This is a genomic window from Pseudomonas sp. SF2, assembly GCF_036858055.1.
Lineage (GTDB): Bacteria > Pseudomonadota > Gammaproteobacteria > Pseudomonadales > Pseudomonadaceae > Aquipseudomonas.
In genome coordinates this window covers 54,350-71,626 of the sequence record NZ_JAMBDI010000021.1, presented here as the reverse complement: position 1 = coordinate 71,626, position 17,277 = coordinate 54,350, and the positions used below count along the sequence as shown (strand labels likewise).

Annotated in this window: 17 protein-coding genes; 5 read left to right on the top strand and 12 right to left on the bottom strand. The window is 62.8% G+C overall.

Annotated elements, in window-relative coordinates; translation table 11 throughout:
* The first annotated feature begins 76 nt into the window (after positions 1–76).
* Complete coding sequence (gene cadR / locus M2S36_RS14455) at positions 77–520, top strand: cadmium resistance transcriptional regulator CadR (protein WP_016712550.1); 444 nt, start codon at positions 77–79, stop codon at positions 518–520.
* Between the two features lie 116 nt (positions 521–636).
* On the opposite strand, the gene M2S36_RS14450 is transcribed toward cadR, so the two are convergent.
* The 3 genes from M2S36_RS14450 to M2S36_RS14440 are packed head-to-tail and all read right to left on the bottom strand — an operon-like array spanning position 637 to position 3,265.
* Positions 637–1,608: a thymidylate synthase gene (locus tag M2S36_RS14450; RefSeq protein ID WP_233688359.1), complete on the bottom strand. Its 972-nt coding sequence runs from the start codon at positions 1,606–1,608 to the stop codon at positions 637–639.
* 51 nt (positions 1,609–1,659) lie between these two features.
* Positions 1,660–2,466, bottom strand: coding sequence for a prolipoprotein diacylglyceryl transferase (gene lgt / locus M2S36_RS14445; RefSeq protein ID WP_063912108.1), 807 nt, complete (start codon positions 2,464–2,466; stop codon positions 1,660–1,662).
* A 16-nt stretch (positions 2,467–2,482) separates the two neighbouring features.
* Entirely contained in the window at positions 2,483–3,265 is a 783-nt protein-coding gene (locus M2S36_RS14440) for a sulfite exporter TauE/SafE family protein (protein ID WP_233688358.1), read from the bottom strand.
* Positions 3,266–3,393: 128 nt separating this feature from the next.
* Here M2S36_RS14440 and M2S36_RS14435 point away from each other — a divergent pair, with 128 nt between their 5' ends.
* Positions 3,394–4,140, top strand: a complete 747-nt coding sequence (locus tag M2S36_RS14435; protein ID WP_233688357.1) for an NRDE family protein — start codon at positions 3,394–3,396, stop codon at positions 4,138–4,140.
* Positions 4,141–4,274: 134 nt separating this feature from the next.
* On the opposite strand, the gene ptsP is transcribed toward M2S36_RS14435, so the two are convergent.
* Positions 4,275–6,554 carry a phosphoenolpyruvate--protein phosphotransferase gene (ptsP, locus tag M2S36_RS14430; RefSeq protein ID WP_087499782.1) on the bottom strand — a complete coding sequence of 760 codons (2,280 nt, stop codon included), beginning with the start codon at positions 6,552–6,554 and terminating at the stop codon, positions 4,275–4,277.
* 22 nt (positions 6,555–6,576) lie between these two features.
* Positions 6,577–7,056, bottom strand: coding sequence for an RNA pyrophosphohydrolase (locus M2S36_RS14425; protein WP_003249017.1), 480 nt, complete (start codon positions 7,054–7,056; stop codon positions 6,577–6,579).
* A gap of 141 nt (positions 7,057–7,197) precedes the next feature.
* Between M2S36_RS14425 and M2S36_RS14420 the strand changes: the two genes are divergently transcribed.
* Positions 7,198–7,854: an HAD family hydrolase gene (locus M2S36_RS14420; RefSeq protein WP_207838151.1), complete on the top strand. Its 657-nt coding sequence runs from the start codon at positions 7,198–7,200 to the stop codon at positions 7,852–7,854.
* 129 nt (positions 7,855–7,983) lie between these two features.
* Here M2S36_RS14420 and M2S36_RS14415 read toward each other — a convergent pair whose 3' ends face one another.
* Together M2S36_RS14415 and ilvA are read right to left on the bottom strand one after the other, a co-directional pair.
* Positions 7,984–8,409 carry a DUF2269 domain-containing protein gene (locus tag M2S36_RS14415; protein ID WP_225779645.1) on the bottom strand — a complete coding sequence of 142 codons (426 nt, stop codon included), beginning with the start codon at positions 8,407–8,409 and terminating at the stop codon, positions 7,984–7,986.
* Between the two features lie 149 nt (positions 8,410–8,558).
* On the bottom strand, positions 8,559–10,073 hold the full coding sequence (gene ilvA / locus M2S36_RS14410) for a threonine ammonia-lyase, biosynthetic (RefSeq protein WP_063912114.1): 1,515 nt from the start codon (positions 10,071–10,073) through the stop codon (positions 8,559–8,561).
* A gap of 134 nt (positions 10,074–10,207) precedes the next feature.
* Between ilvA and rpiA the strand changes: the two genes are divergently transcribed.
* Complete coding sequence (gene rpiA / locus M2S36_RS14405; protein ID WP_063912115.1) at positions 10,208–10,882, top strand: ribose-5-phosphate isomerase RpiA; 675 nt, start codon at positions 10,208–10,210, stop codon at positions 10,880–10,882.
* Between the two features lie 102 nt (positions 10,883–10,984).
* Here rpiA and M2S36_RS14400 read toward each other — a convergent pair whose 3' ends face one another.
* The 4 genes from M2S36_RS14400 to M2S36_RS14385 form a co-directional block, all read right to left on the bottom strand.
* The gene (locus tag M2S36_RS14400) at positions 10,985–11,887 is read right to left on the bottom strand and encodes an SdiA-regulated domain-containing protein (protein WP_233694054.1); all 903 of its coding nucleotides are present in this window, start codon (positions 11,885–11,887) and stop codon (positions 10,985–10,987) included.
* A gap of 90 nt (positions 11,888–11,977) precedes the next feature.
* Positions 11,978–12,898 carry an SdiA-regulated domain-containing protein gene (locus M2S36_RS14395; protein WP_233694053.1) on the bottom strand — a complete coding sequence of 307 codons (921 nt, stop codon included), beginning with the start codon at positions 12,896–12,898 and terminating at the stop codon, positions 11,978–11,980.
* A 182-nt stretch (positions 12,899–13,080) separates the two neighbouring features.
* The gene (locus M2S36_RS14390) at positions 13,081–13,746 is read right to left on the bottom strand and encodes a fumarylacetoacetate hydrolase family protein (protein WP_333957333.1); all 666 of its coding nucleotides are present in this window, start codon (positions 13,744–13,746) and stop codon (positions 13,081–13,083) included.
* A gap of 25 nt (positions 13,747–13,771) precedes the next feature.
* Positions 13,772–15,169 carry an FAD-binding oxidoreductase gene (locus tag M2S36_RS14385; RefSeq protein ID WP_233688356.1) on the bottom strand — a complete coding sequence of 466 codons (1,398 nt, stop codon included), beginning with the start codon at positions 15,167–15,169 and terminating at the stop codon, positions 13,772–13,774.
* Between the two features lie 170 nt (positions 15,170–15,339).
* Between M2S36_RS14385 and serA the strand changes: the two genes are divergently transcribed.
* On the top strand, positions 15,340–16,569 hold the full coding sequence (serA, locus tag M2S36_RS14380; protein WP_207838165.1) for a phosphoglycerate dehydrogenase: 1,230 nt from the start codon (positions 15,340–15,342) through the stop codon (positions 16,567–16,569).
* A 165-nt stretch (positions 16,570–16,734) separates the two neighbouring features.
* Here the strand turns inward: serA and M2S36_RS14375 are convergent, their stop codons facing one another.
* Positions 16,735–17,211, bottom strand: coding sequence for a DUF4399 domain-containing protein (locus M2S36_RS14375; protein ID WP_207838168.1), 477 nt, complete (start codon positions 17,209–17,211; stop codon positions 16,735–16,737).
* Positions 17,212–17,277: the final 66 nt, after the last annotated feature.

Here is a 17,277-nt window from a genome sequence, read left to right as displayed (position 1 = left end):
CCTTAATTTGCGCCTGTTGCCAAGTGAACACCCTGTAGCCACTATAGGGTCAAGCCACTTGCTGGAGAATTTCGTGATGAAGATCGGAGAACTGGCCAAAGCCACCGACTGCGCGGTGGAAACCATCCGCTACTACGAGCGTGAACAGCTGCTGCCGGAACCGGCGCGTAGCGACGGTAACTACCGGCTGTACACCCAGGCCCATGTCGAGCGGCTGACCTTCATCCGCAACTGCCGCACCCTGGACATGACCCTGGATGAAATCCGCAGCCTGCTACGCCTGCGCGACAGCCCCGACGATTCGTGCGGCAGCGTCAATGCGCTGATCGACGAGCATATCGAGCATGTGCAGGCACGGATTGATGGGTTGGTGGCGTTACAGGAACAGCTTGTGGAGCTACGGCGGCGCTGCAATGCACAGGGGGCTGAGTGCGCGATCCTGCAGCAACTGGAGACGAACGGGGCGGTATCGGTGCCGGATACCGAGCATTCGCATGTGGGGCGGAGCCACGGGCATTAGCCCAAAGCTTCGCGGGTAAACCCGCTCCCACAGGTACTGCACAGGCCTGAGCTTTGTGCGGTCCCTGTGGGAGCGGGTTTACCCGCGAAGAGGCCGGTACAGGCAATAGTGATCTGTCAGACCGCCATCGGCGCCGTCATCGGGGCATGGTGCTCATACCCTTCCAGCCAGAAATCGCTCGGCTCGATCTTCTCCAGCCACTCCGGCTCGTACTTGCCCGTCTCGGCAAACGCCGGCACGCGGTCGCTGATCACCAGCTTCGGTGCTTCGAGCGGCTCACGCTTGAGCTGCTCGTTGAGCATGTCCAGGTGGTTTTCATACACATGGGCATCGCCGATGAAGTAGGTGAACCAGCGCGGGGTGTAGCCGGTCAGGCGGCCGAACAGCGACAGCAGCGCCGCGCCTTCGGTGAGGTTGAACGGCGTACCCAGGCCCAGGTCGTTGGAGCGGATGTAGAGGGTCAGGGAAATCTCCCTGGTCTCCACATTCGGGTGGAACTGGTACAGCAGGTGGCACGGCGGCAGGGCCATTTCGTCCAGCTGCGCGCAGTTCCAGCCGTGGAACAGGATACGGCGGCTGCCCGGGTCGTTGGCAATGGTGTCCAGGCACTGGCGCACCTGGTCGATGGCCTTGTACAGGATGACGAACGCGACGCCGTTCTCCTCGTCCTGGGCGATGCGGCGGAAGCCCGCCTTCTCGGCCATTTCGATGGCCGCCGGGTTGCTCAGCGGGATGCGCTTGTAGCCCGGCCACTGGCGCCATTGCACGCCGTAGATCTCGCCCAGGTCGTCATGGCCCTGGCGGAACGGGTTGGCCAGCCACTGGGCGTTCTCGTTGGCGTTCTGGTCCCAGACCTTGCAGCCCAGCTCGCGGAATTCACCGGCGTTCTTCACGCCACGCAGGAAACCGACCATTTCGCCGATTGCCGACTTGAACGCCAGTTTACGAGTAGTGATGGCGGGGAAGCCCTTCTGCAGGTCAAAACGCAGCATGGCGCCCGGCAGGCTGATGGTGCGGATGCCGGTGCGGTTGCCCTGCAGCGTGCCGTTTTCGATGACGTCGCGGACCAGGTCCAGATACTGTTTCATGGCTTACCTGTAGCAAAAACGGCAGGGGGATCGCCCCTGCCGTGGGATTAATCAGGCGGGTTTCGCCGTAGGCTTGCGATTATAAGCCCACCAGATCAGGCCAAGGCCAGCCAGGATCATCGGTACGCACAGAATCTGACCCATGGTCAGCCAGCCCCAGGCCAGGTAGCCAAGCTGGGCATCAGGTACGCGGACGAATTCGACGATGAAGCGGAAGATGCCGTAGAACAGCGCGAACATGCCGGATACCGCCATGGTCGGCCGCGGCTTGCGCGAGAACGCCCAGAGGATCAGGAACAGCGCCACACCTTCAAGCGCGAACTGGTAAAGCTGCGACGGGTGACGCGGCAACTGCGCCGGGTCGCTGAACGGCGGGAAGACCATCGCCCATGGCACGTCGGTGGCCTTGCCCCACAGCTCGGCGTTGATGAAGTTGCCGATGCGCCCGGCCCCCAGGCCGATCGGCACCAGTGGGGCGACGAAGTCCATCAGCTCGAAGAACGACTTGTTGTTGCGCTTGCCGAACCACAAGGCCGCCAGCATCACGCCGATGAAGCCGCCATGGAACGACATGCCGCCCTTCCAAACCTCGAAGATCAGCGTCGGATTGGCCAGGTACTGGTGCAGGTCATAGAACAGCACGTAGCCCAGGCGACCACCGACGATCACCCCCATCGACAGCCAGAACACCAGGTCGGAGAGCTTTTCGCGCGTCCAGGTGGGGTCGAAGCGGTTCAGCCGGCGCGAGGCGAGCAGCCAGGCACCGCCGATGCCGACCAGGTACATCAGGCCGTACCAATGGATTTTCAGCGGCCCGATGGCCACGGCCACGGGGTCTATCTGCGGGTAAGGCAGCATGGAACTTCCTCTCGATTCAAATCAAAAAGCTGAGGCCGACACAGAACAGCAGGGCTGCGAACAGGCGTTTCAACAAACGTGGCGACAGCTTGTGCGCCAGGCGCGCGCCGAAGCGGGCGAAAAACATGCTGGTCACGGCAATGCCGACCAGCGCCGGCAGGTACACGTAACCCAGGCTGTGGGCCGGCAGGTGCTCCGCGTGCCAGCCCAGCAGCATGAAACTCAGGGCACTGGCCACGGCAATCGGCAGACCACAGGCCGAGGACGTGGCCACTGCCTGCTGCATGGGCAGGCTGCGCCAGGTCAGGAACGGCACGGTCAGTGAGCCGCCGCCGATGCCGAAAATGGCCGAGGCCCAGCCGATCACACCACCGGCACCAATCAGCGCAGGCTTGCCGGGGATGCCACGACTGGCCTTGGGCTTGAGGTCCAGGGCCATCTGCGCGGCGATGACCAGGGCGAATACGCCGATGATCTTTTGCAGCAGCGGCCCCTGGATCAGCGAGGCGGTCTTGGCGCCGACACCGGCCCCAAGCAGGATACCGAGGGTCATCCAGGCGAAGATCGGCCACTGCACCGCGCCCTTGCGCTGGTGCTCGAGCACGGCGTTGATCGAGGTGAAGACGATGGTTGCCAGCGATGTACCGACTGCCAGGTGGGTCAGCACCGAGGCATCGAAACCCTGCAAGGTAAAGCTGAACACCAGCACCGGCACGATGATGATACCGCCGCCCACACCGAACAGCCCGGCCAGCACACCGGCGCAGGCGCCCAACAGCAGATAGAGCACGAATTCCATTCGTCTTCCCCGAGAAAACAATGCGGCATGGTAACGGAAGCCGGGCTCGGGGCTCTAGTGAACTGTGTGTCAGGTTGGATCCGCCCTGCCGGAGTGGGTACAGTGGAAAAAACCCAGAGGCCCGACCGATGTGCCTGATCGTATTCGCCTGGCGGCCGGGGCATGCCCTGCCGCTGATCGTGGCGGCCAACCGCGATGAGTTCTATGCCCGCCCCACCCAGGCCTTGGCGGCCTGGGAGGATGCGCCCGGGATCTATGCCGGGCGCGACCTGGAAGCTGGAGGCACCTGGCTGGGCGTGGGCCCGCAGGGGCGGTTCGCGGCGCTGACCAATATCCGCGACCCGGGGCAGGCGTTGGGCCCGCGTTCGCGGGGTGAACTGGTGGCGGCGTATCTGCAGGGTGCGCTTGGGGTCGAGGCTTACCTGGACCAGGTGGCCAGCCACAGCAGGCACTATTCGGGGTTCAACCTGCTGGTGGGCGACGGGCGGCAGCTGGGTTACCTGCATGCCCGGGACGCGGCGCCGCGCCTGCTGGAGGCCGGAGTTTACGGGCTTTCCAATGCCGGGCTGGATACGCCGTGGCCGAAGCTGGTGAAGGCGCGTAGTGGGCTGGAAGGATTGCTGGAAACGCCGGAGCCGCAGCGCTTGCTGGCGTTACTGGCTGATGCCGAACCGGCGCCGGAGGGCGAGTTACCGGAGACGGGCGTTGGGTTGGCGACCGAGAAGCTGCTGTCGAGTGTGTTCATTGCCAGCCAGAACTACGGGACCCGGGCGAGTACGGTGCTGATTGTGGATGATCAGGGAAGAAGGCGGCTGGTTGAGCGCAGTTTCGGGCCCTTTGGTGGGCATTTGGGGGAAGTTGAGTTGCTTGTCTGATAATTTGATGTTGCTGGTTCCGGCCTCTTCGCGGGTAAACCCGCTCCCACACGTACTTCGCCGCATCTGAAGGCTGCGCTGTACCTGTGGGAGCGGGTTTACCCGCGAAGAGGCCGGAACAGGCCACCTCATATTCAGAGGGTTTTATTGGCCCCGGGCCCGATCATCCGCGCCAGCCCAAGGTTCTTCAGGGCCAGTTGCAGCGAGCTGTGGATAACCTGCGGGTTGTCATGGCTCAGGGCCTCGGCCAGCAGTTCCTTGGCCTTGCCCAGGTTGATCTGGCGCAGCATCCACTTCACCTTCGGCAGGTTGGTGGCGTTCATCGACAGGCTGTCGAAGCCCATCGCCATCAACAGGATCGCCGCCGCCGGGTCACCGGCCATCTCGCCGCAGATACTCACCGGCTTGCCTTCACCATGGGCATCGCGCACCACCGTGTTCAGCGCCTGCAACACCGCCGGGTGCAGGTAGTCGTACAGGTCGGCGACCCGCGGGTTGTTGCGGTCCACCGCCAGCAGGTACTGGGTCAGGTCGTTGGAGCCGACCGACAGGAAGTCCACCTGCCGCGCCAGCTCCTTGGTCTGGTACACCGCCGCAGGAATTTCCACCATCACGCCAACCGGCGGCATCGGCACATCGGTGCCTTCGTCACGCACCTCGCCCCAGGCGCGGTGGATCAGGTGCAGCGCCTCTTCCAGCTCGTGGATGCCGGAAATCATCGGCAGCAGGATGCGCAGGTTGTTCAGCCCCTCGCTGGCCTTGAGCATGGCGCGTGTCTGCACCAGGAAGATTTCCGGGTGGTCGAGGGTGACGCGGATGCCGCGCCAGCCGAGGAACGGGTTTTCTTCCTTGATCGGGAAGTACGACAGCGACTTGTCGCCGCCGATGTCGAGGGTGCGCATGGTCACTGGCAGCGGGTGGAAGGCCGCCAGCTGCTCGCGGTAGATGGCCAGCTGCTCCTTCTCGCTGGGGAAGCGCTGGTTGATCATGAACGGCACTTCGGTGCGGTACAGCCCTACCCCTTCGGCACCGCGCTGCTGGGCACGGGCCACGTCAGCGAGCAGGCCGGTGTTGACCCACAGCGGCATGCGGTGGCCGTCCGGGGTAACGCACGGCAGTTCGCGCAGGGCATCCAGGCCCTGGGCCAGCTGGCGCTCCTCCTCGACCACGTCGCTGTACTGCTTGCGCAGCACTTCGCTGGGGTTGGTGAACACCTCGCCCTTGTAGCCGTCGACGATCATCTCGATGCCGTCGACCTTGGAATACGGCAAATCGACCAGGCCCATCACCGTGGGGATGCCCATGGCGCGGGCCAGGATGGCGACGTGGGAGTTGCCCGAGCCCAGGACCGAGACCAGGCCGACCAGCTTGCCTTCCGGTACTTCGCCGAGCATCGCCGGGGTCAGCTCTTCACTGACCAGAATGGTGTTGTCGGCATACACCAGCGACTGTGCGCGAGCTTCCTGCAGGTAGGCCAGCAGGCGCCGGCCAAGGTCCTTGACGTCGGAGGCGCGCTCGCGCAGGTAGTCATCGTCCATCAGCTCGAAGCGGTTGACGTGCTCGCCCACCACCTGGCGCAGGGCGCCCTGGGCCCACTGGCCGGTCTTGATGACTTCGGTCACCTCACCGCCCAGGGCCGCGTCTTCAAGCATCATCAGGTACACATCGAACAGTGCACGCTCTTCCGGGCGCAGTTGGGTGGCCAGCTTGGCCGACAACTTGCGCATATCGTCGCGCACACCTTCGAGGGCGTTCTGGAACAGCTTCAGTTCGGCGTCGATGTCATCGACGGTCTTGTCCGGTACCACTTCCAGGTCAGCCGGCGGCAACATCACCACGGCGCGCCCCACGGCGGCGCCAGGCGAGCCCGGTACGCCGACGAAGCGCGCTTCCTGGATGCCCTTGCCCTGGCGGCCCAGGCCACGGATCGAGCCGGTGGCCTCGGCGTGGGCGATAACCCCGGCGAGCTGGGCGCTCATGGTGACCAGGAAGGCTTCTTCGCCCTCGTCGAACTGGCGACGCTCCTTTTGCTGGATGACCAATACCCCGACCACACGGCGGTGGTGGATGATCGGCGCACCGAGGAAGGAGGCGAATTTTTCTTCGCCGGTTTCGGCAAAGTAGCGATAACGCGGGTGGTCGGCGGCGTTTTCCAGGTTCAGCGGCTCTTCCCGGGTACCGACCAGGCCGACCAGGCCTTCGTTGGGGGCCATGCTGACCTTGCCGATGGAACGCTTGTTCAGGCCTTCGGTGGCCATCAGCACGAAGCGGTTGGTTTCCGGGTCGAGCAGGTAGACCGAGCAGACCTGACTGCCCATGGCCTCCTTGACACGCAAGACAATGATCCCCAACGCCGACTTGAGATCTTTGGCGGAGTTTACTTCCTGGACGATCTTGCGCAGCGTATTGAGCATGGCTCGGGGTCGAACTCCGTCGTCAGTCGCGCGTCAGCAGACGCGGTGCTAGCTCTTTCAGGGCGCGTCGGTAGACCTCGCGCTTGAATGTCACAACCTGGCCCAGCGGGTACCAATAGCTGACCCAGCGCCAGCCGTCGAATTCCGGCTTGCCGGTCAGGTCCATCCGCACCCGTTGTTCGTTGCTGACCAGACGCAGCAGGAACCATTTCTGCTTCTGGCCGATGCACAGCGGCTGGCTATGCGTACGCACCAGTCGCTGGGGTAAACGATAACGCAACCAGCCACGGGTGCAGGCAAGAATTTCCACATCATCGCGTTCAAGGCCAACTTCTTCGTTCAGCTCGCGGTACAGGGCATCTTCCGGCGTCTCGTCAGGGTTGATGCCACCCTGTGGAAACTGCCAGGCATCCTGGTTGATCCGGCGAGCCCATAGCACCTGCCCGGCATCATTCGTGAGAATGATCCCGACATTGGGGCGAAAACCATCCGGGTCGATCACGGCAGCAACCTCGCAAACGCATGTCACCGCATTGTTCCACAAAGCTTGCGAGCGCAGCAACGCGCCCGCCAAGCTTATGTGCAGCCGCGTGAAAACTCCGTATTCTGCCGGCCTACCCTGTGGCTGATGCGAGTGACCTCGATGCGTCTGGCTTTATTCGACCTGGACAATACCCTCCTCGGTGGCGACAGCGACCATGCCTGGGGTGACTACCTTTGCCAGCGCGGCATCCTCGACCCGGTTGCCTACAAGCAACGCAACGATGGCTTCTACCAGGACTACCTGAACGGCACCCTGGACCTGCAGGCCTACCTGGCCTTTTCCATGGAAATCCTTGCAGCAACACCGTTAGCCCGGCTAGACGAGTTGCACCGCGACTTCATGCGCGACTGCATCGAGCCGATCATCCTGCCCAAGGCGCTGACCTTGCTGCAGCAGCACCGCGAGGCCGGCGACCAGCTGGTGATCATCACCGCCACCAACCGCTTCGTCACCGCACCGATTGCCCGGCGCCTGGGGGTTCGCGTGTTGCTGGCGACCGAATGTGAGACGCGTGATGGCCGCTATACCGGGCGTAGTACCGATATACCGTGTTTCCGTGAAGGCAAGGTGACGCGACTGGAACGCTGGATGCTGGAGAACGGCTTTGATCTTGCGGACAGCTACTTCTATAGCGACTCTATGAACGATCTGCCGTTGTTGCAGCGGGTGGCGCATGCGGTAGCGGTGGATCCCGACCCGAACCTGCGGGCGGAGGCCGAGCAACGTGGGTGGCCGGTGGTTTCGTTGCGAGATTGAGGTTTTCCTGTAGCGGCCTCTTCGCGGGTAAACCCGCTCCCACAGGTACTGCACAGCCATCAAGCCTTGCACAGGTCCTGTAGGAGCGGGTTTACCCGCGAAGAGGCCAGCACATACAGCACAAGGCTTTCAGACCGGCTTGGCGCCCATAAGCCCGGCAATGGACAGGAAGCAAACCCCACTGAATACCGCCAGTGCCAGGGTAAAGCGCAACCCCACCACCTCGGCCTTGCGCAGCCGGTTCAGCCGGATCAGCAGCCACCACACGGCAAACGCGCCCAGCGTATAAATGACACTGGACGCCAGCACCCAGGTCTGTCCCAGCGGCCAGCCCACCAGATGTACCAGCCACCAGCCGGTGAACGGCATGCTCACCAGGCACAGGCCCATCACCAGCCAGACGAACACCAGCGGGCGACGCAGCAGCTTGGCGTAAGCCTCGGCATCGCCCTGGCGGCGGGCACGCACGGTCCAGAGCGCCAGGCCCAGGGCGCCCAGCAGCAGGAGCGCGGTGGCGATGATGTGCAGGGTCTTGAAGGTGGTCAGGTGTTCCATGTCTCTATTGTCCTTGAGCAGGCCATTTTGCAGTGGCTTCTTCGCGGGTGAACCCGCTCCCACAGGTACTGCACTGACCTCGAGACTTGTGCAGTACCTGTGGGAGCGGGTTTACCCGCGAAAGGGCCATCAGCCCCAAGCTTAGCCGCTCAGCCCAGGAACAGCTTGTAAGCCGGGTTGTCAGTCTCGTCCCAGTACGGGTAGCCGATCTTCGCCAGCGCCGTCGGCACCAGGTGGCGCTCGTCCTCCGGTACCTGCAATCCGGCCACCACGCGGCCGTCAGCCGCGCCATGGTTGCGGTAGTGGAACATCGAGATGTTCCAGCGCCCGCCCAGCTTGTTGAGGAAGTTGAACAGCGCCCCCGGCCGCTCGGGGAATTCGAAGCGCAGCACCATTTCGTCACTGGCACCAGCCGAATGGCCGCCGACCATGTGGCGAATATGCAGCTTGGCCAGCTCGTTATCGGTCAGGTCGGTAACCGGGAAGCCCTGATCGGTCAGTTGCTGCACCAGCGCCGCCCGCGGGTCGTTTTCCGGGTGGGTCTGCACGCCGACGAAGATATGCGCCTCGTCGGAGGTGTGCTTGCGGTAGTTGAACTCGGTGATCTGGCGCTTGCCGATAGCCTCGCAGAAGGCCTTGAAGCTGCCTGGGCGCTCGGGAATGGTCACGGCGATGATCGCCTCGCGCTTTTCACCCAGCTCGGCACGCTCGGCCACATGGCGCAGGCGGTCGAAGTTGACGTTGGCACCGGAATCGATGGCCACCAGGGTCTGCCCGGTGACGCCGTACAACTCGACGTACTTCTTGATGCCCGCCACGCCCAGGGCACCGGCAGGTTCGGTGATCGAGCGGGTATCATCGTAGATATCCTTGATCGCCGCGCAGATCTCGTCGGTACTGACGGTGACCACTTCATCCACATGATGGCGGCAGATATCGAAGGTGTGCTGGCCGATCTGCGCCACCGCCACGCCATCGGCGAACAGCCCGACCTGCGGCAGCACCACACGCTCACCGGCCGCCATGGCCGCCTGCAGGCAGTTGGAATCGTCCGGCTCGACGCCAATCACCTTGATTTCCGGACGCAGGTATTTCACGTAGGCAGCAATGCCGGCGATCAGGCCGCCGCCGCCCACCGGTACGAAGATCGCGTCCAGCTGGCCAGGGTGCTGGCGCAGGATTTCCATGGCCACCGTGCCCTGCCCGGCGATGGTGTGCGGGTCGTCATAGGGGTGGACGTAGACGAAGCCCTTTTCATCGACCAGTTTCAGCGAATAGGCCAGCGCCTCGGGGAACGAGTCGCCATGCAGCACCACCTTGCCGCCCCGCGAACGCACGCCTTCGACCTTGATCTCCGGGGTGGTCTTGGGCATCACGATAGTGGCCTTGATGCCCATCTCGCGTGCGGCCAGGGCCAGGCCCTGGGCATGGTTGCCCGCCGAGGCGGTGACCACGCCACGGGCCAGTTCTTCCGGGGTCAGTTGGGCCAGTTTGTTGTAGGCCCCGCGGATCTTGAACGAGAACACCGGCTGCAAGTCTTCGCGCTTGAGCAGAATCTGGTTGCCCAGGCGCTTGCTCAGTTGCCCGGCGCTCTGCAGCGGGGTTTCGACCGCAACGTCGTAGACGCGCGAGGTGAGGATCTTCTTGACGTACTGTTCGAGCATCGGGAAAGCATCACTGGGCCGCGGGACAAGGGCTGGGAGTCTACCCCAGCGCTACGTCGGGCGACCACAGCAAAGCCGCCCGAGCCGTTATACTAGGCTCTTTTCAAAACCGCCCTGCCCCTCTCGGAGCCCGCATGACCCAGGACCAACTCAAACAGGCCGTCGCCCAGGCCGCTGTCGACTTCATTCTGCCCAAGCTGGATGAAAAGAGCGTCGTCGGCGTCGGTACCGGTTCGACCGCCAACTTCTTCATCGACGCCCTGGCTCAGCACAAGACTGCCTTCGACGGCGCGGTCGCCAGCTCCGAAGCCACCGCCCAGCGTCTGAAGGGCCATGGCATCCCGGTCTACGAGCTGAACAGCGTCAGCGAACTGGAGTTCTACGTGGACGGCGCCGACGAGAGCGACGCGCACCTGAACCTGATCAAGGGCGGCGGCGCAGCCCTGACCCGCGAGAAGATCGTCGCCGCCGTGGCCAAGACCTTCATCTGCATCGCCGACGCCAGCAAGCTGGTACCTGTGCTGGGCGCCTTCCCACTGCCGGTCGAAGTGATCCCGATGGCCCGCAGCCACGTGGCTCGCCAGCTGGTCAAGCTGGGCGGCGACCCGGTGTACCGTGAGGGTGTGGTGACCGACAACGGCAACGTGATCCTCGATGTGCACAACCTGCAGATCACAAACCCGGTGGAGCTGGAGGCGCAGATCAACGCCATCGTTGGCGTGGTGACCAACGGCCTGTTCGCGGCGCGTCCGGCGGATTTGCTGCTGCTGGGTACCGCTGAAGGCGTGAAGAGCCTGAAGGCCGAGTAATCTTCTTCGCGGGCACGCCCGCTCCCACAGGAACTGCACGGGGTCTGAAACCTGTGGCGTATGTGGGAGCGGGCATGCCCGCGAATAGGCCCTCCCAGGCAATCAATCCGCCGGCTGTTTGAACACATAGAACAGGTTCGGCTCACTGACCAGATAGATGGTCCCCGCCTCATCCATCGCAATCCCCTCCGCCTGCGGCACCGTCGCCTGCAACCCCTGGAACCCCTTGCGCAACGACAAGGTACTCAGCGGCCGACCCTCCACATCCAGTTCCAGCACCAGCCGCGACTCGTCCGACAGCGCCAGCAGGTGCCCGCTGCGCTCATCGAACTGCAAGCTCGACAGGTCCCGCACGAACAGCCGCGAATCGCGCTTGCGGTCCTGTACCACATGCACCGCATAGGGCTGCTCCGGGTTGTCGTGCGGGAAGCCATGCACCTCGTAGATCAGCATCGGGTCACGTTCCTTGGCCACGAACAGGCGCTTGCCCGCCGAATCGTAGGCCAGCCCCTCGAAGCCCTTGTTGCCATTCAGGCCAATGCCAAGGGTCAGCTGCTCGGCATCGCCGGCATCGAGGAACATCGTGTCGTCCTCCAGGCGCACGCGAATCAGCCGCTGCTGACGCTCATCGGTAATCACATAGCTATTGGGCCCGACGTACTCCACGGCTTCCGGGTCGCCGAAGCCGGTCAGCGGTACCCGGCGCAGGATGCGGCCGTCCAGCGACAGTTCGATCAGTTCCGAGCGGGCATTGGTGACGGTAAACAGGGTCTTGCGGTCCGGGTCGTAGGTCAGCGCCGAAATGTCGTCATCCAGCCCCTCGATCGGCTGCGCCTCCACCACCACCCGGTAACGGTCCAGGCCGATGCTCTGCTCGGCGGGCTGCCACCAGGCCTTGAGATTGAACCAGACACGCTCGAACAGGCGGAACTCCTGCCCGGCCAAGCCGAGCAGGATCAGGCCGATGACGGCCAGAACAGGAAACGGGCGAACAAAACGGCGCATGAGGGCAGACTCGACATAGGGGTGGCGAATCTAACCATGAACAACTGAAGTAAAGCTTAATGCCAGCATCCGAAAAATCGGATATTGGGGTCAGTTCTTTCTGAAGCGATAGAACAGAGCCGGCTCGCTGACCATGTACAGGTTGCCCTTGTCGTCCATGGCCACCCCTTCGGCACGCGGGATGGTGCCCTGCAGGCCGTTGAAACCACCCAGCAAGGTCATGAAGCTGACTTGCTGGCCCTGCTCGTCCAGCTCCAGCAGCATGTTGGAATCGGACGACAGCACCAACAGGTGGCCGGTACGCGGATCGACGCTAAGCGCCGAGAGGTTGCGCAGGTCCAGTTCATCGCTGGGCAGCAGCTTTTTTTCACCGGTGAGCGGGCTGCGGCCATCAGTATTCCAGGTATACAGCTTGGGCGGGCGCTCCTCGCCGATGACCAGGCGCTGGCGCAGCGGGTCCCAGGCCACCGCCTCGAAGCCCTTGTTGCTCTTCACCGACTGGCCCAGGTCGTGGCTCTGGAAATCATCATGGTTCAACGCGGTGGTCTGCGCATCCACCTTGACCACGGTCAGGTCGTGCAGGCGCTCGTCGGTGATTGCCAGGTAGCCGTCTTCCAGCACGGCGACGCCTTCCGGGTTGTTCCAGCCGTTGAGCGGGATCTTGCGCAGTACATCGCCATCCAGGCTCAGCTCGACCAGGATCGGGTTCTTGCCCATGACTGCGAACAGGGTGCGGGTACGCGGGTTGAAAGCCACGTCCGAGGCTTCATCGTCGTCCATGCCTGGCAGCGGCTTGGCATCGATGTCGACCTGGTAGTCCGGCAGCCATACGCTTTCGCTGCGCTCGGCGGTGCTTTCGAAGCTTTCCTTGACCCACAGCGCACCGCGGTCATCCCAGTGCATGGCCACGGCCACGCCATAGCCGATTACCGCTGCCACGGCCAGGCCGAAGGGCCAGCGCAGGAAGAAACGACGCTTGGGGGTTGCCGGGGCGCTGGAGGGAGATGGCATGCAGGGGTCCTGGGGAAATGGGCGTAGATCCGCGCATTATCCGGATCAGGTGTGAAAAATCGGTAAACAGGTCTGGCCTCTTCGCGGGTGAACCCGCTCCCACAGGCATAGCGCCGCCCTTGAGAGTTGCGCAGTTCCTGTGGGAGCGGGTTTACCCGCGAAGAAGGCGATACGGTTCCAGCTCAAAGCACCCGGCTTTCGAAGCGGCTCACACCCGGCAGCTCAAGCACCAGTTCGTCACCGACATGGAACGGCCCTACGCCAGCCGGAGTACCGGTGAGGATCACATCCCCCGCCTGCAGCGAGAAATGCGCAGCCATGTACTGGATCATCGGCACGATCGGGTTGAGCATCATCGCGCTGTTACCGTCCTGGCGCACCTCGCCGTTGACGGTCAGGCGCACCGGGATGTCGGTCACGTCCTCGAAGCTGGCGGCCGACACGAACGGCGGCAGTACGCAGGCGCCGTCAAAGCATTTGGCCAGCTCCCATGGCAGGCCCTTCTCTTTCAGCTTGGCCTGCACATCGCGCAGGGTCAGGTCCAGCGCCGGGGCATAACCGGAAATGGCGTCCAGCACCTCTTCCTCGCTCGGATGAGTCGACAGCGGCTTGCCCAGCAGCACGGCAATTTCGGCCTCATAGTGCACAGAGCCGCGCTCGGTCGGGATCTTGAAGCCACCTTCGGCCGGCACCACGCAACTGCCCGGCTTGATGAACAGCAATGGTTCGGTGGGGATCGGGTTGTCCAGTTCCTTGGCATGCTCGGCATAGTTACGGCCGATGCACACCACCTTGCCCAGCGGGAAGTGAATGCGCGTGCCGTCTACGTACTGGTGCTGGTAACTCATGGCCGACTCCTCTGGATACTGCTTTCTATTCAGGTGCGAAGATCTTACCCGGATTCATGATGCCGTTAGGGTCGAACACGGCCTTTATTGCCTTCATGCAGGCGATTTCTTCGGGCGAGCGGCTGTAGCCCAGGTAGTCGCGCTTGGTCATGCCCACGCCGTGCTCGGCCGAGATCGAGCCGTTGTAGCGTTTGACGATATCGAACACCCACTTGTTGACCTTGGTGCACGAGGCAAAGAACTCATCCTTGTTCATGTGCTCGGGCTTGAGGATGTTCAGGTGCAGGTTGCCGTCGCCAATGTGGCCGTACCACACCACTTCGTAATCCGGGTAATGTTCGGCGACGATGGCATCGATATCGCGCAGGAACGCCGGCACTTTCGACACGGTGACGGAAATGTCGTTCTTGTACGGGGTCCAGTGCGAGATGGTTTCCGACAGGTACTCGCGCAGTTTCCACAGATTTTTCAGCTGGGTCTCGCTCTGGCTCATCACCCCGTCCAGCACCCAGCCCTGCTCGACGCAGTGCTCGAAGGTGGCCAAGGCTTCGTTGGCCACCTCCTCGGTGCTGGCCTCGAACTCCAGCAGCGCATAGAACGGGCAGGCGGTCTCGAACGGTGCCGGCACGTCGCCGCGCGCCAGGATCCTGGCCAGGCCCTTGTCGGAGAAGAACTCGAAGGCGGTCAGGTCCAGCTTGGCCTGGAAGGCATGCAGCACCGGCATGATCGAATCGAAGTCCGGGGTGCCCAGCACCATCGCGGTGAGGTTGCGCGGTGCACGGTCCAGCCGCATGGTGGCCTCGACCACGAAGCCCAGGGTACCTTCGGCGCCGATGAACAGCTGGCGCAGGTCATAGCCGGTGGCGTTCTTGATCAGGTCCTTGTTCAGCTCCAGTAGCTCACCCTTGCCGGTGACCACTTTCAGCCCGGCCACCCAGTTGCGGGTCATGCCGTAGCGAATTACCTTGATCCCGCCAGCATTGGTGCCAATATTGCCGCCAATCTGGCTGGAACCGCTGGAGGCGAAGTCCACCGGGTAATAAAGGCCCTGCTCTTCGGCACAGGCCTGCAGCTGGCGGGTAATCACCCCGGGCTGGCAGACCACGGTGCGGTCGAAGGCATTGAAGCCGAGAATCTGGTTCATGTAGTCGAAGGCGACCACCACTTCGCCATTGGCCGCCACGGCGCCTGCAGAAAGCCCGGTACGCCCACCAGACGGCACCAGCGCCACCTTGTGGGTATTGGCCCAGCGCACGATCGCCTGCACCTGCTCCACCGTTTTGGGAAACACGATGGCGCTGGGCGCCGGTGGGTAATGCTTGGTCCAGTCCTTGCCATAGGCTTCCAGGGAAGCTGCGTCGGTCAGGACCTTGCCAGGGTCGACAAGGGTCATCAGTTCATCAATAACAGCGGGGTGAGTCATCGCTGGAACTCTCGACTTATTCATAGTCACCCTGAGCACACTTCACCTGTCGGGATAAGCTCAGATTGTGTCGCGTATGCTAGCATAGCCCTCCCGCTGTTCATGCTAAGGCTGCCTTCGCGCCTGGCATCACCCTCGCCATTTTTTCTCCGGGATACAGGTTTACGCAGATGAGCAAGACTTCTCTCGACAAGAGCAAGATCCGGTTCCTTCTTCTTGAAGGTGTGCACCAGAACGCGGTCGATACCCTCAAGGCCGCCGGCTACACCAACATCGAATACCTCACTGGTTCGCTGCCGGAAGCCGAGCTGAAGGAAAAGATCGCCGATGCCCACTTCATCGGCATCCGTTCGCGCACCCAGCTGACCGAAGAGATCTTCGACTGCGCCAAGAAACTGGTCGCCGTCGGCTGCTTCTGCATCGGTACCAACCAGGTCGACCTGGAAGCTGCCCGCGAGCGCGGTATCGCCGTGTTCAACGCGCCCTACTCCAACACCCGTTCGGTAGCCGAACTGGTACTGGCCGAAGCCATCCTGCTGCTGCGCGGCATCCCTGAGAAGAACGCTTCCTGCCACCGTGGTGGCTGGATCAAGAGCGCGGCCAACTCGTTCGAGATCCGCGGCAAGAAACTGGGCATCGTCGGTTATGGTTCGATCGGTACCCAGCTGTCGGTATTGGCCGAAAGCCTGGGCATGCAGGTCTACTTCTTCGACCCGCTGACCAAGCTGCCACTGGGCAACGCCGTACAAGTCACCAGCCTGCACGAGCTGCTGGGCCTGGCCGATATCGTTTCGCTGCACGTGCCTGAGTTGCCATCCACCCAGTGGATGATCGGCGAGAAGGAGATTCGTGCCATGAAGAAGGGCTCGATCCTGATCAACGCCGCCCGTGGCACCGTGGTCGAACTGGACCACCTGGCCGCCGCCATCAAGGACAAGCACCTGATCGGCGCCGCCATCGACGTGTTCCCGGTCGAGCCACGTTCCAACGACGAAGAGTTCGAAAGCCCGCTGCGCGGCCTGGACAACGTGATCCTGACCCCGCACATCGGTGGTTCCACCGCCGAAGCCCAGGCCAACATCGGCCTGGAAGTGGCCGAGAAGCTGGTCAAGTACAGCGACAACGGTACCTCGGTGTCCTCGGTCAACTTCCCGGAAGTTGCCCTGCCGGCACACCCAGGCAAGCACCGCCTGCTGCACATCCACGAAAACATCCCGGGCGTACTCAGCGAGATCAACAAGGTCTTCGCCGAGAACGGCATCAACATCTCCGGTCAGTTCCTGCAAACCAACGAGAAAGTCGGTTACGTGGTGATCGACGTTGACGCCGAGTACTCCGACCTGGCGCAAGAGAAGCTGCAACAGGTCAAGGGCACCATCCGTTCCCGCGTCCTGTTCTAAGTTCGCTGGCGACATGAAAAAGGGAGGCCCTGGTGGCCTCCCTTTTTTTGCCTGTGACATTGGTGTCGCCTGCTTCGCGGGTAAACCCGCTCCCACAGGATCACCACAAGCTTCAGACCTGTGGGATCCCTGTGAGAGCGGGTTTACCCGCGAAGAATCCAACACCTATTTCACGTCAACCGTGATCTTCTGCGACACGACGCTCGGCTTGAACGGCACGTGATACTGGTCACCCAGCACCAACTGCAGGGTGTGCTTGCCCGGGGTCAGGGTAATGCTGGTTTCGGTCTGCGCCTTGCCGAAGTGCAGCACCTGCGGGCCCGCCGGCAGCGCGGTGCCGCTCTGTGGCATCTGGCTGACTGGCAGCGCCATGTCGGCCATGGGTTCCTTGTCCACATCCACCAGCAGGTGGTGGTGCCCGGTGTGCGGGGTATTGTCACCCGCGGGCTTGAGCGCCATGCCCTCGATGCCGAACTTGACGGTGAAGGTCTGGTCGACCGTAGCGCCATCGGCGGGGGAAACGATGAAGACCTTGGCCTCCTTTGGCGGTTCCTGGCTCTTCAGGGCATCTGTGGCACTGGCGAACACCGACGCTCCCATCAACAGACCGGCAACGGCAGCACGCGAAAATAGGCTGTTCATTCACTTCTCCTGTGATTCACTTATTGACCGCCGCCAATATTCCAGTGGCGGCGGTGGTTCACCTTA